The 22410-nt window shown below is 68.5% G+C and carries 20 protein-coding genes; 14 read left to right on the forward strand and 6 right to left on the reverse strand.

Translation table 11 applies throughout. From position 1 onward, the window contains the following. Positions 1-10: 10 nt before the first annotated feature. The 3 genes from KO481_RS33255 (at position 11) to KO481_RS33265 (ending at position 3138) form a co-directional block, all read left to right on the forward strand. Positions 11-1687 (forward strand): DUF885 domain-containing protein, encoded by a 1677-nt coding sequence (locus KO481_RS33255; RefSeq protein ID WP_215922455.1) that lies wholly within the window; start codon positions 11-13, stop codon positions 1685-1687. 198 nt (positions 1688-1885) lie between these two features. Next, entirely contained in the window at positions 1886-2134 is a 249-nt protein-coding gene (locus KO481_RS33260) for a hypothetical protein (RefSeq protein WP_215922456.1), read from the forward strand. Between the two features lie 146 nt (positions 2135-2280). Next, positions 2281-3138, forward strand: coding sequence for a cyclopropane mycolic acid synthase family methyltransferase (locus tag KO481_RS33265; protein WP_215922457.1), 858 nt, complete (start codon positions 2281-2283; stop codon positions 3136-3138). Positions 3139-3231: 93 nt separating this feature from the next. Here the strand turns inward: KO481_RS33265 and KO481_RS33270 are convergent, their stop codons facing one another. Then, on the reverse strand, positions 3232-4434 hold the full coding sequence (locus KO481_RS33270) for a lipid-transfer protein (protein WP_215922458.1): 1203 nt from the start codon (positions 4432-4434) through the stop codon (positions 3232-3234). Further along, positions 4427-4873, reverse strand: a complete 447-nt coding sequence (locus KO481_RS33275) for a Zn-ribbon domain-containing OB-fold protein (protein ID WP_308166861.1) — start codon at positions 4871-4873, stop codon at positions 4427-4429. Before KO481_RS33275 ends, KO481_RS33270 begins: the two co-directional genes overlap by 8 nt. A gap of 72 nt (positions 4874-4945) precedes the next feature. On the opposite strand from KO481_RS33275, the gene KO481_RS33280 reads away from it, so the two are divergent. The 3 genes from KO481_RS33280 to KO481_RS33290 all read left to right on the forward strand — a co-directional run bounded on the left by KO481_RS33280 (position 4946) and on the right by KO481_RS33290 (position 7939). Beyond that, positions 4946-5764: a GTP-binding protein gene (locus tag KO481_RS33280; protein WP_308166862.1), complete on the forward strand. Its 819-nt coding sequence runs from the start codon at positions 4946-4948 to the stop codon at positions 5762-5764. Positions 5765-5919: 155 nt separating this feature from the next. Beyond that, the gene (locus KO481_RS33285; protein WP_215922459.1) at positions 5920-6831 is read left to right on the forward strand and encodes an SGNH/GDSL hydrolase family protein; all 912 of its coding nucleotides are present in this window, start codon (positions 5920-5922) and stop codon (positions 6829-6831) included. Between the two features lie 181 nt (positions 6832-7012). Then, a complete protein-coding gene (locus tag KO481_RS33290; RefSeq protein ID WP_215922460.1) occupies positions 7013-7939 on the forward strand; it encodes an SGNH/GDSL hydrolase family protein in 927 nt (308 codons plus the stop codon). 131 nt (positions 7940-8070) lie between these two features. Here the strand turns inward: KO481_RS33290 and KO481_RS33295 are convergent, their stop codons facing one another. Beyond that, positions 8071-9285 (reverse strand): alpha/beta fold hydrolase, encoded by a 1215-nt coding sequence (locus KO481_RS33295; protein WP_215922461.1) that lies wholly within the window; start codon positions 9283-9285, stop codon positions 8071-8073. An 88-nt stretch (positions 9286-9373) separates the two neighbouring features. On the opposite strand from KO481_RS33295, the gene KO481_RS33300 reads away from it, so the two are divergent. From KO481_RS33300 to KO481_RS33320, 5 genes are all read left to right on the forward strand, one after another. Then, positions 9374-9958 carry a TetR/AcrR family transcriptional regulator gene (locus tag KO481_RS33300; protein ID WP_215922462.1) on the forward strand — a complete coding sequence of 195 codons (585 nt, stop codon included), beginning with the start codon at positions 9374-9376 and terminating at the stop codon, positions 9956-9958. Between the two features lie 209 nt (positions 9959-10167). Further along, entirely contained in the window at positions 10168-10506 is a 339-nt protein-coding gene (locus tag KO481_RS33305; protein ID WP_215922463.1) for a hypothetical protein, read from the forward strand. 260 nt (positions 10507-10766) lie between these two features. After that, the gene (locus KO481_RS33310; protein ID WP_215922464.1) at positions 10767-12314 is read left to right on the forward strand and encodes an acyl-CoA synthetase; all 1548 of its coding nucleotides are present in this window, start codon (positions 10767-10769) and stop codon (positions 12312-12314) included. Positions 12315-12379: 65 nt separating this feature from the next. Beyond that, positions 12380-13561 (forward strand): TetR/AcrR family transcriptional regulator, encoded by a 1182-nt coding sequence (locus KO481_RS33315; RefSeq protein ID WP_215922465.1) that lies wholly within the window; start codon positions 12380-12382, stop codon positions 13559-13561. Between the two features lie 358 nt (positions 13562-13919). Further along, entirely contained in the window at positions 13920-15155 is a 1236-nt protein-coding gene (locus tag KO481_RS33320; RefSeq protein ID WP_215922466.1) for an acyltransferase family protein, read from the forward strand. Positions 15156-15306: 151 nt separating this feature from the next. On the opposite strand, the gene KO481_RS33325 is transcribed toward KO481_RS33320, so the two are convergent. Further along, on the reverse strand, positions 15307-16083 hold the full coding sequence (locus KO481_RS33325; protein WP_215922467.1) for a methyltransferase domain-containing protein: 777 nt from the start codon (positions 16081-16083) through the stop codon (positions 15307-15309). Between the two features lie 116 nt (positions 16084-16199). Here KO481_RS33325 and KO481_RS33330 point away from each other — a divergent pair, with 116 nt between their 5' ends. From KO481_RS33330 to KO481_RS33340, 3 genes are all read left to right on the forward strand, one after another. Next, complete coding sequence (locus tag KO481_RS33330) at positions 16200-17390, forward strand: MFS transporter (protein WP_215922468.1); 1191 nt, start codon at positions 16200-16202, stop codon at positions 17388-17390. Between the two features lie 152 nt (positions 17391-17542). Next, positions 17543-18085: a QcrA and Rieske domain-containing protein gene (locus KO481_RS33335; RefSeq protein ID WP_215922469.1), complete on the forward strand. Its 543-nt coding sequence runs from the start codon at positions 17543-17545 to the stop codon at positions 18083-18085. Between the two features lie 634 nt (positions 18086-18719). Further along, positions 18720-19394, forward strand: coding sequence for a DUF6875 domain-containing protein (locus KO481_RS33340; protein WP_215922470.1), 675 nt, complete (start codon positions 18720-18722; stop codon positions 19392-19394). Between the two features lie 154 nt (positions 19395-19548). On the opposite strand, the gene KO481_RS33345 is transcribed toward KO481_RS33340, so the two are convergent. After that, entirely contained in the window at positions 19549-20742 is a 1194-nt protein-coding gene (locus tag KO481_RS33345; RefSeq protein ID WP_215922471.1) for a M20 family metallopeptidase, read from the reverse strand. A 47-nt stretch (positions 20743-20789) separates the two neighbouring features. Then, positions 20790-22343 carry an AbgT family transporter gene (locus tag KO481_RS33350; RefSeq protein ID WP_215922472.1) on the reverse strand — a complete coding sequence of 518 codons (1554 nt, stop codon included), beginning with the start codon at positions 22341-22343 and terminating at the stop codon, positions 20790-20792. Positions 22344-22410 lie beyond the last annotated feature (67 nt).

A 22410-nucleotide genomic window follows, 5' to 3' on the forward strand; every position in this document is an offset into this window, starting at 1 on the left:
TGATGATGCGATGGACAGCCACGACGAACTTATCGACCTGGCCGAACGGTACTGGGACAGCGTGCTGGAGGCCGCGCCCAGCGAGGCGACCCTGCTGGGCGACCGCCGCTTCGACGACCGCATCGAGGACTACTCCCAGGCAGCCGAGGACCGGCTGCTGGCCACCTGGCGGGGCCTGCTCGCCGAGGTGCGGCAGCTGGATCCCGCCGGCCTGTCCGATGCCGACCGCACCACGCACAGCCTGCTGCGCGCCGAATTGGATTCGGCGATAGATCATGTGGGGTGGCGGCCGGTGGAGCTGGCGTCGGATCAGATGGACGGCGTGCACGCGCGACTGCTGACCGCCGCACCACAGCTGAATGCTCCGCGTCCGGAGAACGCCGAGGCGCTGGTGCGCCGTTTCGAGCAGATCGGTACTTCGCTGAAGAGTGCGACGGACCGGTTCCGGGCGGGCCTGGCCGCCGGGCGTACCCCCGCCCGGGTCGCCATGGAACGCTCGCTCAACCAGCTGGACGGATACCTGGCCGGTGATCCCGAGTCGGACCCGTTCGTCACCTTCTCCGGGCCGTCCGGCTGGGACGGCGAAAAGCAATGGCGCGCAACGCTGGCCGAGGTCGCGCGCGATGTCGTCCGTCCGGCATTCGCGTCCTACCGCCGGGTGCTCGCCGAGGAACTGCTGCCCGCCGCCCGCCCGGACGAGCGGGCCGGGCTGTGCTGGCTCGGGTCCGACGGTGAGGATATCTATCGGCGCCTGCTGCGTCACCACACCACCCTGCCCGACCTGGGCGCGGACGAGATCCACGAGCTCGGACTGGCCGAAATCGACCGGCTGCGTGCGGAATACGCCGAACTGGGTGCGCGCCTGTTCGGCCGCACCGAGCAGGCGGAGATCTTCGAACGGCTGCGCAACGATCCGGGCCTGCACTACACCGACGGCGATCAGATGATGGCCGACGCGCGGAAGGCCTTGGCGGCGGCCGAGACCGAGATGCCGAACTGGTTCGGCCGGCTGCCCCGCCAGTCCTGCGACATCATGCCGGTCCCGGAGTTCCTGGCCGCCGATGCGCCCGGGGCGTACTACTTCCCGCCCGCGGCCGACGGCTCGCGCCCCGGCACGTACTTCGTGAATCAGCACGATCCGGCCGATCAACCGCGCTACAAGACCGCCGCTATCGCGTATCACGAGGCGATTCCCGGCCACCACCTGCAGCTCACCATCGCCGGCGAACTCGAGAATGTGCCGCGCTTCCAACGGCAATCGCTGACCAACACCGCCTTCGTCGAGGGGTGGGCGCTCTATACCGAACGCCTCGCCGACGAAATGGGTTTGTACGCGGACGATCTGGCCCGCATCGGCATGCTGGCCGCCGATTCCTTCCGGTCCTGCCGCCTGGTCGTGGACACCGGCCTGCACGCCAAGGGCTGGTCCCGGCAGCAGGCCCTGGACTATATGATCGCCACGGTTCCGATCGGCCTGACCGAGATCGCCTCCGAGATCGACCGCTACATCGCGATGCCCGGCCAGGCCGTAGCCTACAAGGTCGGCCAGCTCGAAATCCGCCGCCTGCGTGCGCAAGCCACCGAACGACTCGGAAATGCTTTCGACATCAAGGCATTCCACGACACCGTGCTGGGATCCGGATCGATCAGCCTGCCGGTGCTGCGGGAGCTTGCCGCCGCACTGTGAGAGACGAGGCGAACGACCGCGCGCGCAGCGGCGCTTCGTCGCCGACACCAGGTGCGGTCTCGCTCGCCGGTGCCCCTGAGCGGGGGGCCGCACGCACGGCCGGTCACGACTAACCAAGGTCCCCGAAACGGATGGACCTGCGATTATGCGGCGAAACCGGAGTAAACTGACCGCCTACGGGACCAAGGAGGCTCAGCGATGTCGTTAATGTCCGCTTCTCTCATAGCGACCGGGGCCGCCGTCGGCATCGTCCTGGCCGGCGCGATTGCCCAGGCCGACCCGCTCGGCCCGCCGGGATCCTCCTGCGACACGAACAAGGTGGTCACCGACAACCACACGTGCGAGGCGTTCAACGCACCCTGCACCGGTTACGACATGATGGTCATCGGACGGGTCGACCACCAGGGACACTGCGTGATCCCCGGCGTGAACGGCACATCGCCGTAACGGTGACGAACACCCCCGGGTGGTGACCGCCAGCGTCGACGGGCACCTTTCACCAGCTTCATCCCGGCAGACGACGCCCGTGAACCCCGAGCCGGTCCCGAACGTAATGACAAGTGCAGCCCTGCCACGTAACGAGGGAGGCCGCCATGACCCGGCTGGCTCCGTTCTATCGGAACGTACAGTCGCACTACGACGTGTCCGACGACTTCTACCGCCTGTTCCTCGATCCATCGATGACTTATAGCTGCGCGTATTTCGAACGCCCGGACATGTCGCTGGAGCAGGCACAACTGGCCAAGATCGACCTGTCACTCGGCAAACTCGACCTGCACGCGGGGCAGACCCTGCTCGACGTCGGCTGCGGCTGGGGCGCAACGATGTTCCGGGCGGCCGCCCGATACGACGTACATGTCACCGGACTCACCTTGAGCCGCAACCAGTTCGACCATGTCCGGAGCGAGATCGAGCGCCGGGGGCTGACCGGCGTCGAGGTGCGATTGCAGGGCTGGGAGGAATTCCACGAGCCGGTGGACCGCATCGTCAGCATCGGCGCGTTCGAGCATTTCCGCCGCGAACGGTACGAGGAGTTCTTCGACAGCTGCTACCGGAACCTGCCCGAGGACGGACGGATGCTGCTGCACACCATCATCGGCCACACCCTCGCCGATCTGCACCGCCTCGGAATCCCGGTCACCCGCGAGGATGCCCGGTTCCACATCTTCATCCGGCGCGAGATATTCCCCGGCGGGCAGCTACCCCAACCGGCCGTGATCACCCGGCTCGCCGGGCAGGCCGGATTCGGCACCGAACAGATCCAATCCCTGCAATCGCACTACGCCCGCACCCTCGACCTGTGGGCGAGCGCGCTGCGGGAAAACCGTTCCGAGGCAGAGCGAATCACCTCACCGGAGAACTACGAGCGCTACCTGCGATACCTCACCGGATCCGCCGACCACTTCCGCAGCGGTCACATCGACGTCATGCAGTTCACCCTCGCCAAGTGAGCGGAGCGAAGCGGAGTGAACCGATGGGCCAGCGTGCCGTGCGCACGACGGAGCCGAGCGCCAGCGAGGTGGAGTCGTGAGTAGGTTCCTCGTTCAACGTGTGGCGATGATTGCCGAGCCGTGGCCGAACAGGCCCTGGTTCACCGCGATTCCCGCACGCGCGTCCTCCACCTGACGACCGTCGGCCTGGCCGCGCAGCTGCCAGGTGAGCTCGCAGATCTGCGCGATGGCCTGCGCGGGTATCGCCTCGCCGAAACAGGCCAGCCCGCCGCTGGGGTTCACCGGCACCCGTCCGCCCAATGTCGTTGCGCCGCTGCGCAGTAACTCCTCGGCGCCGCCGGTCTCGCAGAGCCCGATGTCCTCGTACCAGTCCAGCTCCAGCGCGGTGGACAGGTCGTAGACCTCCGCGAAGGACAGGTCGGCGGGCCCGAGCCCGGCCTCCTCGTACGCGGCATCCGCGATGGCGGAACGGAATGCGCGCGGCGGGGCCGGCACGGCCACGGCGGAATCGGTCGCGAAGTCCGGCAGATCGAGCACGGTCTTAGGGAAGGTCGGCGTCACCGTGGACAGCGCGCGAATCCGGACCGGATCGGAAATCCCGTGGCGGCGTGCGTATTCCATCGATGTCAGCACCAGCGCCGCGCCGCCGTCGCTGGTCGCGCAGATGTCCAGCAGCCGCAGCGGATCCGAGACGACCGCCGAGGCCGCGATCTCCTCGACCGAAACCTCCTTGCGATAGCGGGCATACGGGTTGTTCAGCCCGTGCCGGGCGTTCTTCACCTTGACCGCGGCGAAATCGTCGAGCGTCGCGCCGTGCATCGCCATCCGGCGGCGGGCGTACAGCGCGAAATAGATGGGGTTGGTGGCGCCGATCAGGTGAAAACGCAGCCAGTCCGGATCGTCGCGGCGCTCGCCGCCGACCGGCTGGAAGAAGCCCTTCGGGGCCGCGTCCGCGCCGACCACCAGCGCCACATCGGTCAGCCCGGCCAGAATCTGGGCGCGCGCGTTGGCGATGGCCTGCGCGCCGGAGGCGCAGGCGGCATAGCTGCTCGAGATCCGCGCGCCCGACCACCCCAGCGCCTGGGCGAACGTGGCGCCGGATACGAATCCGGGGTACCCGTTGCGAATGGTGTCCGCGCCCGCGATGTACCCGACGTCGAGCAGGTTCACCCCGGCATCCGCCAGCGCCGCCCGGGCGGCGACCAGCCCGTATTCGACGAAGTTGCGGCCCCACTTGCCCCACTGGTGCATGCCCGCACCGAGGACGGCGATGTCGCGATCGTTCGTGTCAGTCATTGACCGGCCTCCACATCCACACCGTGTGCTCCGCCTCGTCGTCCTCGTACAGCGTGCCCAGCGCCAATTCGACCGGCATCCCGACGGCCAGATCGTCCACCGTGAACCCGCGCACGACCTGCCCGAGGATCACCATCTGCTCGACCTCGAGCTCGACCGCCGCGACGACGTACGGCTCGAACGGATCGGCGGAGACATAGGGGGCGGGTGGCTTGTACCGGGCATCGGCATACGACCAGATCCGCCCACGCGTCGAGAACAGGTACTCGATCAGCTCGGAGCCGTCGTGCGGACCCGCACAGCGCGGATTGCGGCAGGCCAGTGTGTTGCGCGGGAAATACGGTGTGCCGCAGGACTTACAGCGGGTGCCCTGCAGACGCACCGCGCCGTCTTCCGCGGTGAACCAGTCGGCCACGGCGGGGCGTTGTTCTTTCTGCACAACCCGACGTTATAGGAACACGTTCTACTTTGGGGCGGAAATCCCGCACAGCGGCCCGCGGCCGGGAGTACGGTGAGCGAATCGGGAAGCCACGACACCCGAGCCGACCTGGAGTACCGCAGCACGATGGGCGCCGAAGTCATTGAACCGCAGTCGATCCGCAACGTCACCATCGTCGGGGAGCCCGGCGAGACGGCCGGAGTTCTGGGCCGCCTGCGCCGCCGTTTCGGTATCGCCGGTTACCCGGCGATCTCCTGGCTGACGGGCCGGGAACCGCACACGATCCGCATCGCGGAGCTGTCGAGCCGCGCCCCCGGCCCGGACCTGGAGCGATCCATCCGGTTGGCCGACGGCCTGATCGCGGTCGTGCCCGCCGCCGCCCCCAGCACCCCGCGACTCGAGACGGTGCTGCGGGTCGCCGACGACCACCAGGTCGCCCGCCTGTGCCTGGTCACCGGACTGGATCGGCCCGGCGCCGACTTCGACCGCGCGGTCCGCACCATCGCCGACACCCGCGGGGCGGCGCCGCTGACACTGCAGATTCCGCTCGGCCTCGGCGCCGCCGGAGAGGGCGTCGCCGATCTGCTCGCGACCGGGGCGCTCGGCCCACTGGCCGCCGAAATCTACGGTCCCCATTGGCAACTCGCACAGCAGCGATACCACGCCCTCGCGGCGGCCGTACTGGAACGCGACGACCACCATCCCGCCACCGAGCGCCCGCACGAGGTCCCCCCGGCACACCTGCGGCGCCGCATCCGCGACCTCACGCGTCTCGGCGATGTCGTGCCCGTCCTGTGCGGCACGGACCTCACCCCGCTCCTGGACGCGATCGTCCGATACCTGCCGTCCCCCCTGGACGTCTGCCAGCCGGAGCACGCCCTCGACTACTGACCGCGCGCCGATCCGCTGCGGCCGTGGGTCCACCCGGCACCGGGTGCTGGGTCACATTGCGCGGCCTGATCCAATAGTGGTGGGCCACGGTGGTCCCGGCGATCATGGATTCGAATATCGCGATGATCCGCTCCGAAGACCAGGAAGGCTCCGCAATGAGGTTTGCGCGCTGCGCCGCGGTGGTAGCCCTTACGGCTGGACTGTCGGCCCTGGCGGGCGGCACCGTGTCCGCCCACACGGAGACCCAGCACTCCTCCTACCGCTACGTGGCCCTGGGCAGCTCCTACGCCTCGGGCCCCGGGATCGCCCCGCAGATCGACACGCGGTGCGCGCGTTCGGCCGCCGACTATCCCCATCTCCTCGCGCAGCGAATCGGCGCGACCCTCACGGACGTCACCTGCGCCGGAGCCACCACGACCAACATTCTCACCCGCGGTCAGCACACCCGCAGCGGCGTGACCGTTCCCCCGCAGATCGACGCCGTCACCGCCGACACGACGCTGGTGACCGTCAGCGTCGGCGGCAACGATCTGAACCTGATCGGCGGCATGATCGGCCGCAGCTGCCACTCGGCCCTCATCGCCGCCGCCCCCACCGCGGCCGCGACCACCTCACGGATGTGCGCGGTGTTCGGTTCCGCCGCCGCGCCGACCGCGGCCAAGGTGACCGCGGTCGAGCACGCCCTGTCCGACGTCGTGCGCGCCGTGCGGGTGCGGGCGCCGCAGGCCACGGTGCTGCTCGTGCAGTACCTCCCCGCGATCGACGGCCGCGCCGCCACGTGCCCGGGCGTCGTGGTCATGTCCCCCGCCGACGCGGCGACCATGCGGCGCACCTACAACTCCCTGATCAGCGCCACCCGCGCCGCCGCGGCGGCCACCGGCGCGATGAGCATCGCGGTCCCCGATGCCGAGCAGCACACCGCGTGCAGCGCGACGCCCTGGGTCAACGGGTTCCACAATCCGCTCGCCACCGGGAACATCGCCTCGATCACCAGCTCGTACCATCCGAACCTCGCCGGCATGCAGGCGATCGCCGACCGCCTGGCGGACATGCTGCCCGAGTACTGAGGCCCGGTCGTGCGTGGCCGCTTCGCGCCAAGTTTTTCGTTCGGCTAGGCGCATTGCGGCTCGGGCTGATCAAATAGAGCCGGACCACCGTGGTCCCGCACCGACGGCCAGGGAGATTTCCTCGATGAGGTTAGCGCGAAGTGCGACGGTGACGGCCCTTGCGGCCGGACTGTCGGCCCTCGTGAGCACGGTATCTGCCCAAGCGCAGCCCCAGCACGGGGATCGCTATGTCGCCCTGGGCAGTTCGTATGCCTCGGGCCCCGGGATCGCCCCGCAGATCGATACGAAGTGTGCGCGCTCGGGCGTCGACTATCCCCATCTGCTGGCGCAGCGGATCGGCGCCGATCTGACCGACGTCACCTGCAGCGGCGCGGTTACCGCCGACATTCTCAGCCGCGGCCAGCGCATCCGCAGCGGCGGCACCGTCCCCCCGCAGATCGACGCGGTCACTCCCGATACCAAGCTGGTCACCGTCAGCATCGGCGGCAACGATCTGAACCTGATCGGCGGCATGATCGGCCGCAGCTGCCGCTCGGCCCTCACCGCCGCGGCCCCGTCCGTGGCCACCGTCCCCGCCGCGGCTGTGCGCGCGCTGCGCACGTGCACCTCATTCGCCTCCACCGCCGAACCGTCGGCAGCGGAGGTGGCTACGCTCGGGCGTGACCTGACCGATGTCGTCCGCGCGGTCCGTGCGAAGGCGCCCCACGCCAAAGTGCTGCTCGTGCAGTATCTTCCCGTTCTCGACGCCCACGCCACCACGTGCCCCGGCGTCGTCATGTCACCGGCCGACGCGAGCGCCACGCGGCGCACCTACGACGAACTCGTCACCGCCACCCGCGCCGCCGCCACCGCATCGGGCGCGACGGTCGTCGACATGCCCGACGCCGACTCACACACCGCCTGCAGCTCGACCCCCTGGGTCAACGGATTCCACAACCCGCTGTCCGGCGACAGCAACTCGATCGGCACGTCCTACCACCCGAACCAGGCCGGCATGCAGGCCGTCGCCGACCGCCTGGCCACCTTCGCGCCGTCCAACGAAACCCTGCTCCCAGCCATCGACAGCGCTCCCCGCATCCTCGCGCCCCTCGTGTCGCACACCGGTTAGCGAGGGCGGCCGGGCCGGGGTATCGCCGGGTGCGCATCGCCTGCAGGCCACCTCTACCCGGCCCGATGGGCGGTCGCATCGACGAGGAGGTGCAGGCATCGCCAGGGGCAGGGCGAAAGCTCGCGACTCCGTCAGCCCTGGCCGACGGTCGATGACGTTGCAGCCGACGGCTTTCCGGATTCGCAGGTATGCAGCCAGGTCAGGATGACCTGTAGGCAGAGGCCGATATTGCCTATCTGGCAATGGTTTTGGGCCTGTTCGGCGGGGGTGAACACGCGGGTCGTGATCGAATTGGCGTTCGTGAGCGCGGCGGCCTGGCGGCGGAGCTGGTGAGCGGGCACGTAGTGGTCGTCGGCACCGGCCAGTAGCAGGACATCGGCGGTCACGCGGGCGGAATCGGCGTGGGTCGACAGGCTTTGGGCGGCACGGAAAAATCCGTAGGCGTCGCGGGTTCCGGTGACGTGCATGCCGTGGCGCAGGCCCCATGCCGCGATCGGTTTCCGTGCCGCGGCGAGACCGGCGGCGCGGTTGATCAGGCGGCGGGCGTGGCACGCGAGGGCGATGCGCAGGAGTGGCCCGGCGGCGGGAAAGGCCTGGCGGGTAAGGCATTCGAGGAAGTCGTCGAGCACGTCGAGCGCGACGACCCGGCGAATCCTGGGTTCGTGGGCGGCGGCGCGGATCACAAGCCCGCCGCCGAGCGAGACGCCGATGAGGGTGACCTCGTCAAGTCCGAAATGGTCCAGCACGGCAGCCACCGGACGTTCCCAGGCCGCGGTGAGGGACAGGGCATGGTCCTCGAGCGCGCCGCCCTGGCCGGGGCCGTCGAAGGCGATGAGGCGGTATCCGGCGCGGGCGCCGGCGAGCAGGAGCGGGAAGACCTCCTCGGGGTATTCGTCGAATCCGCCGCAGACCACGATGACCCCGCGCGGCGGCGCATCCGGCGGCGCGACGTCGTAGGCGGGCAGGGCCGCCGCGCCGTAGGGCACATCCACCGGCTGCAGCTGATAGAGCTCGCGCATGGCGTGCACGAAGCGGCCGCGCGCCGGGCCGCGACGCGGGTCGCCGGCCACCATGAAGAATTCCGCGGCGCGATCGTAGTAGGCGCCGGCCATCGCACGCCCGGAATCCCTTGCCTGCTCGGCCAGTTCGAGAAATACCGTCACCCACTCCGCGTAGGTCCCGATCCGGCCCGCGGCGGTCCGGATCTCGGGCAGCGCCGCCGGGCCGATCCATTGCAGGAATCGGTTGAGCTGGAACTCCATCCCCCGATCCGGATGCATGCGGTGATAGCCGACCGCCACCGCGGCCGGATCGATGTCGGTGATCGGTGCATCCCAGTTGACCATGCCCACTCCTTAACGCAGGGAGACTTGCGATAAGCAGAATCGCACGGTCGAGATGTAAACGCAAGAGCACTTGCGTTAGATTGGATCGATGCCCGAGCCATCACCCCCCGTGCGCCGTACCGGCGGCCGCAGCGCGCGAGTCCGCGGCGCGGTCGTCGAGTCCGCGTTGCACGTGCTGTTCGAGCTGGGCCCGGACCAGTTCACCGTCGCGGAGGTGGCCGCGCGCGCCGGCGTCCACGAGACGTCGATCTACCGCCGCTGGCGCACCCGGGAGAACCTGATCGTCGACGCCATGCTCGCGAACACCGGCGAGATGATCCCGACGCCCGACACCGGTTCGGTCCGTGGCGATCTCACCGCGCTGGTCCGCGCCCTCGCGGCATTCCTGGCGCAGCCGGCCGGGGAGACCTTCGTGCGCGCGGCGGCGATGACGGTCGACGACTCCGACGTCGCCGAGGCCCGGCGCACGTTCTGGCAATCGCGCCTGCACCTCGCCACGGCCATCGTCGAACGGGGAATCGAGCGGGGAGAACTACCCCCGGACACCGATGCGGGCCTATTGCTGGAAACCGTTGTGGCGCCGCTGTATCTGCGGATCCTGCTCACGCACGAACCGATCGATGGGACGTTTCCGGAGCGAGTGGTGGACCTGGTCTGCGGACCCGCCAACTAGACAACGTAGAGCGTGCATCCCCTCGACGTGGCCGAGTTCGGCAGCAAGGGTGTACCACTCCTCGGCGCGCACGAACTCGCCTCGGAATTCGAGTAATCCGCCGAGCCAGGTCATGAGATCGAGGCCACGAAACCCTGACCGAGCCTTGCCCACCGGACGACTCGGCGACATTGCCCGCAACAGCCCGTCACGCTATTCTCACTTCGACAGTGAACGACTGTGCACCGAGCTTCTCCGAGTCGATCGAGGTGTGGACGATCATGCGCAAACGGCAGACCGCGGAGCCGCGTACCGCTTCGGACGTGATTCGCCGCTACTCCCGGACCCTGGAGGCCGAGGCCGCATGGGTGGAGGAACTCGCCCGGGAGGTGCGCGCCACCTCCGCCGACCACACCCGCCGGGCGCATCGCTCGATGCGGGAGGCGATGCAGGACACGGACGTCGAGCTCCGCGGCCTGGTCGCGGAGATCGCGGCCCTGACCCGAGGCGCGCTCCGGGCCCGATCGGCAGAGCGCACGCAGCACAGGCGGCGTCGGATCTGGAAGTAACCGGTCTCGGGCCGCAATCGAGTGCACAGGCATTCACCCCACCGGGTTGAGGCACCGCATCGGTTCGCCCGGTATCTCGGCCGGCTCACGGTCGGGATGGTAGAGCCGCTGCTCATACCCGGCCACCGCTGACTGGTTTCGCCACCGCCCGCGACCGGGGTCGGCCCCACACTGCCCGAGCACACAAACCGACCATTGCGCCGTGACCCACGTCACTCTTACTCTCTCAAGAGAATCATCATTAGGTTGGAGAGAACGCGATGCACCTGACCCAGTTCCTGCACCGAGCGGTGCAACAGCATCCGGACGCGATCGCGACGATGTTCGGCGATCGGGTCCGGACCGTCTCGGAGTCCGCGGACCGGATCGCGCGGCTCGCGGGCGGACTGGCCAGGCTGGGCGTCGAGCGGGGCGACCGGGTGGCGATGCTGGCTCTCAACTCCGACCGATATCACGAGTACTTCCTGGCCACCGCCTGGCTGGGGGCCGTGGCGACCCCCGTCAACACCCGCTGGAGCCCCGGCGAGATCGCCTACTCGCTGCTCGATTCCGGCACCGGCACCCTGCTGGTCGACGACGCCTTCGCCGAGCTCGTACCGGAATTGCCATACCGCTGCCCGGACGTGCACCGCATCGTGTTCGTCGGCGAGGGCGAGTTGCCCGCCGGCACCACCGGCTACGAAGAACTGATCGCGTCCGCCGACCCGATACCTGACACCCGGACCGGCGGCGACGAGCTGCTCGGCATCTTCTACACCGGCGGGACCACCGGAAATCCCAAGGGCGTCATGCTGAGTCACGACAACGTCTGCGCCTCGGCAGCCGGTTCGATGGTGACCACCGAGCTGCTCACGCGGGGCGGGCGAATGCTGCACGCCGCGCCCATGTTCCACCTGGCCGACTTCGCACAGTGGGTGTGCGGGAACATGATCGGCTCGACGCACGTCATCGTGCCCGCCTTCACCCCCGCCGGGGTACGCGAGGCCGTCGAGCGGCACACGGTCACCGATGCGCTGCTGGTGCCCACCATGATTCAGATGCTCGTCGACGATCCCGCCACCGCCGCAGCCGATCTCGGCTCGGTCCGGCACATCCTCTACGGCGCGTCACCGATCTCCACCGCGGTGCTGGAACGCGCCCGAAAGGCCTTCCCGGCAGCGGCTTTCACCCAGCTCTACGGCATGACGGAGGTGGCGCCCGTGGCGACGGTGCTCGATGCCGCCGACCACGAGGACCCGGCGCTGCGGCGATCGGCCGGACGCGCGGCCGCCCACGCCGAGGTCCGGATCGTCGACCCGGAGGACGCCGAGGTGCCACGCGGGACCGTCGGCGAGGTCGTGGTGCGCGGGGACGGGGTGATGCTCGGCTACTGGAATCGCCCGCAGGAGACGGCGGCGGCCCTGCGCGACGGCTGGATGCACACCGGCGACGGCGGCCGCATGGACGAGAACGGCTACGTGTTCATCGTCGACCGGCTCAAGGACATGATCATCACCGGCGGCGAGAACGTCTACTCCGCGGAGGTGGAGAACGCGCTGGCCCAGCATCCGGCGGTGGCGTCCTGCGCGGTGATCGGAATTCCGGATCCCGCCTGGGGCGAACGGGTGCACGCGGTGGTGGTCCTGCATCCGGACGCGACCCTGACCACGGAGCAGATGCAAGCGCACTGCAAGGCCCTGATCGCGAACTACAAGATCCCCCGCAGCCTCGCGATCGTGGATGCGCTACCGCTGTCCGGGGCGGGCAAGATCCTCAAACGCGAACTGCGCGAGCAGTTCTGGGGTGACGCGGACTCCCAGGTGTCCTGAGGAATCCGCCGTTTGCTCCCCAGATGTGAATCGACACTAGTTTCCGAGCATGGAGGGACGGGTGGATGACGGCGACCAGTGAGCGCCCGGCGCGCGGGACGCGCCCGGCCAACCGGCGCGAGCTGATCGTCGCGGCGGCGGGCCCGCTGTTCTACCGGGACGGCTACGCGGGCACCAGCATGAGCGGCATCGCCGAGGCCGTCGCCATGGGCCCGTCCGCGCTGTACCGGCACTTCCGGTCCAAGCAGAAGGTGCTCGACGCCGTCGTGCTCGGCTCCATCGACCGGGTGCACGAGCAGCTGGCCACCGCGACGGGCGCCGACCTGGCCGCCGCCGCGGCGCGCGCCACCGTGCGCGACCGCAACCTGGGGGTGATCTGGCATCGCGAGGCCCGCTACCTCACCCCCGAGGATCGCCGGGCCGCCGCGCAGCGGATCGGCCGGGTACTGGCCGACCTCGCCGCGCTGATCCGGGTGCGACGTCCTGGATCGAGCCCCGCGGACGCGGAGTTCCTGGCCGCCTGCGTGCTGGGCATCATGACCGGCCTCTCGTTCCAGCGCATCCAGATGCCCGATGATCGCCTGACCCGTCTGATGGAGCGGTTGATGCTCGCCGCACTCGACTGTGAGCTGCCCGCGCCCGCGCCGACCGCCGCCGGGACACCCTCCCGAACCGGCATCGCCGCCACCGGTCGCCGCAACGTCATCCTCGATACCGCCACGGAACTGTTTGCCGGGCAGGGCTATTCGAGTGTCGGCATGGAGGACATCGGGCGGGCGGTGGGCATGGCGGGCCCCAGCCTCTACCACCATTTCGAGGGCAAGACCGAGATTCTCGAGGCGGCGTTCCTACGGGCCAACGAATGGTTGCAGCGGGACCTGCAGCGCGCGCTGGCCGAGGCCGGCGACGAGGCGGACGGGCTGCGCCGCCTGCTGACCGGCTACACCGATTTCGCGCTCGAACGTCCCGCCGAGGTCCGGCTGCTGCTCACCGAGACCGTCGAGCTGCCTGAGCCACGCGGTCATCGGGTGCGGGCGATACAGCATCAGTACGTCAGCGAATGGGTGCGGTTGCTGCGCCGGGTGCGGCCCGACATGGATGCCACCACCGCGCGAGTACGGGTGCAATCGGCCATACACATCGCCAATGATGTGGCGCTGTCCCCGCGGCTGCGCGCGGCGGGCGGGACCGGGGCACGCGTGTCGGCCGTCGGCACGCGACTGCTGGAGTTGCCCCCGCAGTTCTGATCGCGCCGCAGGAGAACGCCGACTATCCTGCCCGACATGGATCGGGAAGACTTCGCCCACACCGCCGACGCGCATGGCGCTGTCCAGCCCATAACGGCGCACCGCGGCGCGGCGCGCACCGGCCGTTGATCGGCCGCAACTCCCCGCTGCGACTGGATGATTCGCGGCCGGCGGTACAAAAGATCACCCGGTTCGATTCGGTTCCGACCATAGTGGGCATACTGGTCGCCGACAGAGTCAGTACATCTGTGGTTCAGACGGGCCTCTACTCGAGCCGATCGGAATCGGCCACACCGCCGATTCCGGTTGGGGAGCACCTGATCACCAGCACAGGTGACAGGATTGTGGAGGGTACGGTATGACCGAAGCAGCCAGCCCGATCAGGGCCGCCGATCCGGCCGACGCGGCCCCGGGCGGTGTCCGGACCGCGCCCGCCGAGGCGGCGAGCCCGCCAAAGATCAAGCGGCCCTACCTGTATCAGGCCGACCTGTTCCGGATCATCACGTTCCTGTGCGTCATCGGCGGACACGTCGTCGACGGTGCCAACTCCATGAATCCCGGGAACGTGACCGCCCAGGGCGCGGAGGTGCTGCTGCACTACACGCGCCAGGCGTTCTTCACGCTCACCGCATTCGTGCTGGTGTACCAGTACGCCCGGCGGCCGTTCTCGGCGCGGGGCTTCTGGCGGCGCCGGTTCGCCCTGGTCGGAATCCCGTACGTGGCATGGTCGGTGGTCTACTGGGCGTATCCGCTGATCACCGGCATGTGGCACGAGACGGTGCCGCAGGCGCTGCAGCAGTTGCTCGTCGAACTCGCCACCGGCAATGCCTGGTATCAGATGTACTTCCTGCTGGTGACCATGCAGGTGTATCTGCTGTTCCCGCTGATCCTGAAGCTGCTGGATGCGACGCAGGGGTATCACCGGTGGCTGGTGGCCGCCGGCGCGGCCCTGCAGCTGGTCTTCCTGTGGTACTTCGTCCATCCGCCGGAGTTCACGGGCCTCGTCGCCTCGATCTGGAACCACGTCTACGCGCTGGTGATCGCCTACCCGTTCTACGTGATCTTCGGCGCGGTCGCGGCCTGGCACATGGACACGGTCATCAGGGTCGTGCGCCGGTTCGGGCCGCTGCTCGTCGCGGGCGGGATCACCGCGGCCGTCTTCGCGGAGTGGTACTACCTGCGCTCGGTCGACCTCGGCATGCCCCCCTGGACGGCCAGCAACGTCTTCATGCCGCACCTGCTCCCGGTCTTCGCGCTGATCGTCCTGGGCCAGTACACGGTCTGCTGCTGGTGGGCCGGATCCCGGCGCGACGGCACGTTCATCGCCCGCACGGTGAGCTGGGGCGCCGACCGCTCCTTCGGCGTCTTCCTGCTGCACCCGCTGGCCCTGCAACTCCTGGCCCCCTACATCGTCCCGCTGCAGCAGCAGGTCGGCTCCCTGCTGTGCACGACGATCATCTTCATCTCCGTCCTGGCGATGTCCCTCGCGGGAACCGAAGTCCTCCGCCGCATCCCCGGCAGCCTCTGGCTCACCGGCCGGCCGATGATCCACACCGACTTCACCCCCCTAACCCGCCGGTCCCGCACCACGTAACCGGACCCCCATCTCGACCGCGGTCAGATCATCGCAGGGAGCGTAGGCGACGAAATTCCGCGAGGTGCTCAGCCAACGCCGAGCCAATGCTTGCGACACTGCTGTGGCACCTTCGCCGTGCTGGACCGGATAATCGTCATGCTCCCCCGGCTTACGCGGTCCGGGTCGCGCTCACGATGAACAGGGTCACGGATGCGAAAAACGGTTCGGCGGCAAGGCCTTCGAGCCAGCGGTCCGCTTGCTCGCGCGTCAGGTACTCGGCATCGACGGCGCGCTGACAGACTCGCGCGAACCCGAGCACTCGATCCGCCGGCTCGAGGTCGCGAAAGACGGTCGTGATCGGTAGCACGTCCCCGACCTCCAGCCCGGATCGCAGGGCAAGGGCCGGGAGCTGTCGGCCGATCGCACCGTTGCGGACCGCCACGTCGGCGACGAAACGGGTGTAAGCGCGCGACAATTCACGATCCCGGCTGTCGACGACCAGGGTCTCCCAGTCCGGTTCGGCGAAAACCGCCCTGCCCCCGGGCCGGAGAATTCGACGGATCTCGTCGAGGACGACATCCGGCCGATTCACGTGCTGCAGAACACGATCCGTGCGTGCCCGATCGGCGCTGCCGTCGGCGAGCGAAAGCTCGTGGATATCACAGTGGCGCACCTCGATCCGCGAATCGAGAGCATGCTCGGCCCGCGCCTGCTCGATGGCCGCGGCATCGACGTCGACCCCGATGACACGCCCATTCACCCCGACGGCCTCCGCCAGCGCGACCAGATCGGCCCCCGGACCACACCCGAGATCCACCACGGTATCCCCACCCCGAACCCCCAACTGCTCCACCGCAATCGCCTTGTACCGCCGTCCGATATCGGAATCGGCGAGCCGACGCAGGTAGTCGTCCGGGCGAGTTGTCTCGAGCACAAGTTTTTCCACCGGATCGAGCCTACCGAGGACCGCCCCGAGGGCGTCCGGAACCGAAGGGTGGAGTCGTTATCGACTTCCCATATCCGGTGAACGTTCACGGGTACGTGCGACCGGACAATCTCACGGTGAGTGCCGACACCCAGCTCTTCATTCGCGACCGGATGACCGTGCTGTCCTACAGCGTGCTCGGCGCATACACGTTCTGGTTGTATGCCTTCGGGCCCGCGCTGTCGCTGCTGCGCGCCGAGTTCGGCTTCTCCTACACGATGATCAGCGTCTACTCAGCACTGTGGGCGGCTGGGTCGATCGTGGCCGGGCTGGTCTTTCCAGCTCTGGCCGCCCGGGTCGAGCGGCGCGCGCTGCTGTGGTCCTCGGTCCTGGTCACCACCTGTGGCGCGGCACTGTTCACCCTCTACCACGGCACCACACCCACGCTCATCGCGGCGCTGGTCATGGGATGGGCCGGCACCACCGTGCAGACCACGACCCAATCAGTGCTCGCCGACCGGCACGGCCCCCGCCGGGACACCGCATTCGTGGAGTCCAATATCGGAGCCGGCGCCGCGGCGGTGCTGGCACCATTGGCGCTGGGGATCCTGCAGTCCACCCCGGCCACCTGGCGTACCGGTATGGCCGTACCCGCTGTGGGCATGGTCGTGCTGTATCTGCTCTACCGCCGAGAATCCTTCCCGGCCGTCGCACCACCCGCGGTCGTCCGCGCGGGCCGCAACCGCCAGTCTGCCCTGCCTTGGAGGTGCCGGCTGTTGTGTGTGCTGGTGGCCGTCGGTATCGGCGTCGAATTCTGCGTGGTCTACTTCGGTGCCGAATTGCTCTCCGCAACAACACACCTGGCGACTTCGGTCGCAGCGACCGCCATGACGGCGTTCTACGCCGGGATCCTGGTTGGCCGCATCGCCGGCGCCCGGCTCACCCGCCGTCCGGGCCGCACCACCGTCCTGGTCGTCTGGTCGCTGGCGATCACCCTGGCGGGACTGCTCACGCTGCTGCTCAGCACAACCGCCGCATTGGCCGTGATCGGGCTGTTCGCCACCGGGCTGGGCATCGCTAACCAATTCCCGCTGGTACTGGCATTGGCACTGACCGCCGCACCCCACCGCACCGACGCTGCAAACGCCCACGCCCAACTACTCGGCGGTGTCGTCGTGCTCGCCTCCCCGTTCCTGCTCGGCATCATCGCCGACCACACCGGCCTGATCGCAGGCTTCGCCATCGCCCCTGTCCTGACCGCAGCATCCGCCCTATGCCTGATCGCCACCCGCCGCACCCCCGTCACCGAAACCTCGGCCGTTACATAGGCCGTCGCAACGAAATCACCGACGGCAGCCCGAAAGCACATCGCTGCCCCGTGACCGAGACCGACGAGTGCGCCACTCGTAGTCAGCCTCTTGTATCACTGGCGCCTTGGTGCGGTACTGGAAATGTAGCGGCCCTACTGTAAGGAGTGGATATGTGCGGGCAAGAACTGAACTCAGCAGATTCCGGTATCAATCGGCGCACCGTGATGTTTGCCGGTGTCGGGGCGGCCGCCGCAGCCACGGCACTGACGTCGGTCGATCAGATCGGCGCGCCGAGCGCAACCGCCGCGCCCGCCGGACAGGCCGAGTGCTCTGCGGTCGCGAAGGTGATCGCCAAGACCGCCGATATCCCGGTCGGCGGCGGCGTAATTCTCGGCGATGTGGTCGTGACGCAGCCTATGGCCGGCGAATTTCGGGCATTCTGTGCAACCTGCACTCATCTCGGCTGCCATCTCGGGTCGGTGACCAACGGCACCATCAATTGCCCGTGCCACGGCAGTCAGTTCCACCTCGACGGTAAGGTAGCGCACGGCCCCGCATTCTTGCCGCTGGTTCAACGTCCAGTACATGTTGATGGTACTGCTGTGGTGCTGGAGCCGATCCTGCCCGGTGCGGATATACCCTGCCCGAGTCTGCCGAACCTGTTCCCGAGCCGGCCATCGACGCTTACGGCTCCCCTGTCCGCCCGAGGGTGAGCTGCGCCTGTCAACCGGACGCGACTTCACGTGGTCCCGACACCGTCGCGCCCTCGTACGGATGTGGTGATTCCACGCCAAAAACACATGCAGTCTTGAACCGGCCGGTCGTGCATTACGTTTAACCGGGTAGGCGCTGGTCAACTGGCTGCCTCATCTACTCGCCTCTGGAGAGTGCGTCATGAAGGGAATACGACCGTTCAGTGCGTCAGGTCTGGAACGAACCTCGCGTCGTCTCGATCGGCGATCGGCTGCGACGGCGCGCAGAGTATGCAGAGGATTCGGAACTGTCGACAACCGGCTGACGCCCGCGCCTTTCACGGGCACCCCCGCCCTCACTGGCAAGCTCGACCACAATGGTTTCCCTGCACCCGCCGCAATTTCCACGTCGGCGATTCGCTGACCGCCGCCACACTTGCGGCCCGGCTGTGCGAGCGAACCGGCCACATCGTGCCGGTGCAACGAGTCCTCGTCGACCCGGCACCGCGGCCGCCGGCCGGCACACCGAGAACGACCGTCCCGGACGAGACCAGAACGACCGGGCGGCATCGCGCGTGATCGGACTGGTCCTGACAAGGCAATTCCATTCTGCGTCAGCCCATCTCGACCGCACCACGGTACACAGGACTCGATCGTGAACACCACCGAGGAATTCATCGGGTCACGCTCCAGCGTGATACCGACCAGACTCTTCGCCGTCGAACCCGGCACACGCGCGGACGAGCACCCCCGCGCCGAGGAATTGCGCAGGTGGACTGTGGAATACCTGTGTCAACCCCATCCTGACCTCGGCCGCCCCGGCCCGGTCTGCCCCTACACCGGACGCGCGGTGGCAGGCCGATACCTCTGGGCCGCGTTCATCGACGGCGACGAGATCGACAGGACTTTCATCACCGCGGTGGTCGACGATATGAACGACCTGTTTCCCCAGTTACCACCCGAGCACCAACCCGAGTCCGGGCTCAAGGCCGTCTTGTCGGTCTTTCCCGACCTGACCCGCTACGACGACCTCGAGGCCGTACAACACAGCCAGAAGACCAAGTTCGTCCGACAAGGACTGATGCTCGGCCAGTTCTACCCGGGATGCACCGTGGCCGGACTGCACAACCCACACTTTCCCGCGCTCGACTCTCCGCTGCCCCTGCTCGCCGTGCGCCACATGGCGCCAACAGACTTCGCATTCCTCGAGACCCGGCCCGAATGGGTCGAACCGTATCTCGAGATCTTCGCACCCGATATCCCCAGCTTCCTGAGTCATTACCTGGCCGGCAAACTCGTCGAACGCCACGAAGGACCGCCGGAGAACTGATCCCGGGGGCGTCGGCGCGCACGATCCGGGACTGCCAGATGCTGCCGAACTCGGTGCGGATTGGCTGAGCCGTATCGGTTCGTCTTCGGGGGTTGGCGGCCAGTACTCGGTGCGCCTGGTGTGTCGTGCGCACGGTGGGCTTGTGTGCTGTGGGTCAGGCTGCCGTCGCTCGGTTCCGCAGTGGCTTGGCCAGTCTGCCCAGGAGCCCTGCGATGAGTGCGGTCTGAGCGGGCACGGTGTCGGGGTAGATGAACTCGCCCTGGGCATGGGCGCCGTCGCCGACCGCGCCCATGCCGCAGAGCACGGGCAGGCCGAGGGCGGCGACGAAGTTGGCGTCGCTGGCGCCGCCGACCGCGGTGTCGGGCAACTGGCGGCCCTGTTCGCCGGCGACCTCGCGGGCGAGGTCGAGGAGTGGGGCGGAGACGGTATTCATGACCATCGGCGGCCGGTTCCAGCCGTGGACGATCGTGATGTCCACGCGGGGGTCGCTGACCTGGATGGCGTCGAACTCGGCGTCCACGCGGTCCTGTTCGGACTCGGTGGTGACCCGGACGTCGATGTTCGCGGTGGCGTGGCCCGCGACGACGTTGGTGGCGCTGCCGCCTTCGATGAGTCCGGGGTTGATCGTGGTGCCCCGGTCGGGGTCGGCGATGGCTGCGGCGGCGACCACGAACTCGGACAGCGCGGTGATGGCGCTCGCCCCGTCCTGCGGCGCGAGCCCGGCGTGGGACTCGACGCCGGAGGCAATGACCTGGAACATCCCGGTGCCCTTGCGGGCGGTCTTGACGGCGCCGTGCGCGGTGGGCTCCAGCACCAGGGTGACGTCGGCCTGCTGGGCGACCTGCTCGATCACCGGACGGGAGGAGTGCGAGCCGATCTCCTCGTCGCCGTTGAACAGGAAGGTGACGGTGGGCACGGGGGCGCCGCTCTCGCGGGCGAGCTTCAGGGCCCAGATCCCTTGTGCCAGGCCGGTCTTCATGTCGAAGATGCCCGGTCCGCTGAGCTTGTCCCGCCCGTCGGACGCGGTAGGTGCCTGGTTCCATCCGGCGAGCGTGCCGGTCGGCCACACGGTGTCGTAGTGGCCGAAGAGGGCGACGTGCCCGGGGCCGGTGCCGGTGTAGGTCAGGGTGAGGGTGTCTGCGCACGCTCCGCCGGGGTGGCGGTGTTCGTGGTCGGGCCGCCCGAGCCGGTGGACGACCAGTTCGCGCAGCAGGTCCCGGCCCGCCGACAGGGCGGGCAGGTCGTAGCTGCTGGTCTCCTGGCGGACGAGCGTCAGGATGTCGGTGACGATTTGCGACGAGACATCCTGGGCGTGGGCGGTCAGGGCAACAGCGGGCGACGCGGTCATGAGTGGCTTTCTCGGGTGGCGGAAGGGTTTGCGGGTCGGGCGGCGGGTCAGCCGAGGCCGAAGGGGATGCCGAGCAGGTACCAGGCCAGGAAGAAACCGACCCAGACGACCCAGGCGACGACGGCGATCGGGAGGGTGAAGGCGGCGAGGGTGCCGAGGCCGGCGTCCTGGCGGTACTGCCTGATGAAGCCCACGGCCATCACGAAGAAGGGGCTCATCGGAGTGATGCACTTGGTGACCGAGTCGGCGACCCGGTAGATGGCCTGGGTGGTCTCGGGGTGGATGCCGAGGAGCATCAGCAGGGGCACGAGTATCGGGGCGATCAGCGCCCACAGCGCGGACCCGCTGGTGATGAGGAGGTTTATCAGCGAGACCAGCACGGCGATGCCGAGCAGGAGGAGCCAGCCGTTCAGGTGCAGGGCGCGCAGTGCGTCCGCGCCCCGGACGGCGAGGATGTCGCTGATGTTCGTCCACTTGAAGCAGGCGAGGAACTGGGAGATCGCGAAGAACAGCACGAGGGTCGACGCCATCGCCTTGGTGCCGGTGATCATCGAGTCGACGACGTCCCGGGGGGCGGTGAAGGTCCGCGTCATGCGGCCGTAGACGGTGCCGAGCAGGGCGAAGAACACGAACAACACCAGCGACATGCCGCTGAACAGCGGCGAGTCGAGGATGCCGCCGCCCTTGCCGCGCAGCGGCGAGACCTGCGGGATCATCACCGCCACCAGGAGTGCGAGGAAGCCCAGCGCGACCAGGCCCGTCACCCGCAGCGCGCGGCGCTGTTCCTGGGTCGGCTCGATCTGTGCCCGTTCGGCGGTGTCCGGTTCGGTGTCCGGTGCGTCGGCGGCCAGGTCCGGGCGGCGGGCGAGGAACTTGTCGGCGACGACCGTGATCACGACGGCCATGAGCAGCGATGAGGCGACCCCGAAGAAGTAGTTCGCCACCGGGGTGACGACGTAGTGCGGGTCGATGGTGCGGGCCGCGGCGGTCGACAGGTTCGACAGCAGGATGTCGGTCGGGGTGAGGGCGGGTGACGCGTTGAAGCCGGCGGAGATCGAGACGTAGGCGACGATGCAGCCGAGCATGGGGCTGCGGCCCGCGGCGCGGTAGACCAGGGCCCCCAGCGGGATCAGCATGACGTACGCGGCGTCGCCCGCGATGTGGCTGACCATCGCCGTCAGCGCCAGGACGAAGGTCAGATACCTGCCCGGCACCCGCGCGACCATGCGGTGCAGCAGGGCCGCGAACATGCCGCTCTGCTCGGCGATGGCGATGCCGAACCCGACGACCAGAATCGTGGCGATGGGCGGGAAGCTGGTGAAGTTCTTGTCGCCGCCCTGGATGATCAGCGCGAGACCGGCCTTGCTCAGCAGGCTGTGCACCTTGATGACCGAGTGTGACGCGGGGAGCACGGCGCTGACGTCCGCCGCCGCCAGGATGGCGCTGAGCACGACGACGAGCCCGGCCAGCAGCCAGAACAGCCAGAACGGGTCGGGCAGCTTGTTTCCGGCCTGCTCGATCAGCGCCAGGCTGCGGAACGCGGCCCGGGCGAGTCTCGACGGGGGCGTGATCGCCTGGGGCTCGGTCTCGGTGGCACTCATCACTACCTCTTCAGCGTCTCCGGGGGATGTTCCGACAGATAATGCCGAAAGAATGAGAGATTATCTA

The sequence above is a fragment of the Nocardia albiluteola genome, from assembly GCF_018860155.1.
Lineage (GTDB): Bacteria > Actinomycetota > Actinomycetes > Mycobacteriales > Mycobacteriaceae > Nocardia > Nocardia albiluteola.

Coding starts and splice junctions, on each gene's coding strand:
- KO481_RS33255 (WP_215922455.1), top strand. CDS start 11: ATGGACAGCCACGACGAACTTATCGACCTGGCCGAACGGTACTGGGAC.
- KO481_RS33260 (WP_215922456.1), top strand. CDS start 1,886: ATGTCGTTAATGTCCGCTTCTCTCATAGCGACCGGGGCCGCCGTCGGC.
- KO481_RS33265 (WP_215922457.1), top strand. CDS start 2,281: ATGACCCGGCTGGCTCCGTTCTATCGGAACGTACAGTCGCACTACGAC.
- KO481_RS33270 (WP_215922458.1), bottom strand. CDS start 4,434: ATGACTGACACGAACGATCGCGACATCGCCGTCCTCGGTGCGGGCATG.
- KO481_RS33285 (WP_215922459.1), top strand. CDS start 5,920: ATGAGGTTTGCGCGCTGCGCCGCGGTGGTAGCCCTTACGGCTGGACTG.
- KO481_RS33295 (WP_215922461.1), bottom strand. CDS start 9,285: ATGGTCAACTGGGATGCACCGATCACCGACATCGATCCGGCCGCGGTG.
- KO481_RS33300 (WP_215922462.1), top strand. CDS start 9,374: ATGCCCGAGCCATCACCCCCCGTGCGCCGTACCGGCGGCCGCAGCGCG.
- KO481_RS33310 (WP_215922464.1), top strand. CDS start 10,767: ATGCACCTGACCCAGTTCCTGCACCGAGCGGTGCAACAGCATCCGGAC.
- KO481_RS33315 (WP_215922465.1), top strand. CDS start 12,380: ATGACGGCGACCAGTGAGCGCCCGGCGCGCGGGACGCGCCCGGCCAAC.
- KO481_RS33320 (WP_215922466.1), top strand. CDS start 13,920: ATGACCGAAGCAGCCAGCCCGATCAGGGCCGCCGATCCGGCCGACGCG.
- KO481_RS33335 (WP_215922469.1), top strand. CDS start 17,543: ATGTGCGGGCAAGAACTGAACTCAGCAGATTCCGGTATCAATCGGCGC.
- KO481_RS33345 (WP_215922471.1), bottom strand. CDS start 20,742: ATGACCGCGTCGCCCGCTGTTGCCCTGACCGCCCACGCCCAGGATGTC.
- KO481_RS33350 (WP_215922472.1), bottom strand. CDS start 22,343: ATGAGTGCCACCGAGACCGAGCCCCAGGCGATCACGCCCCCGTCGAGA.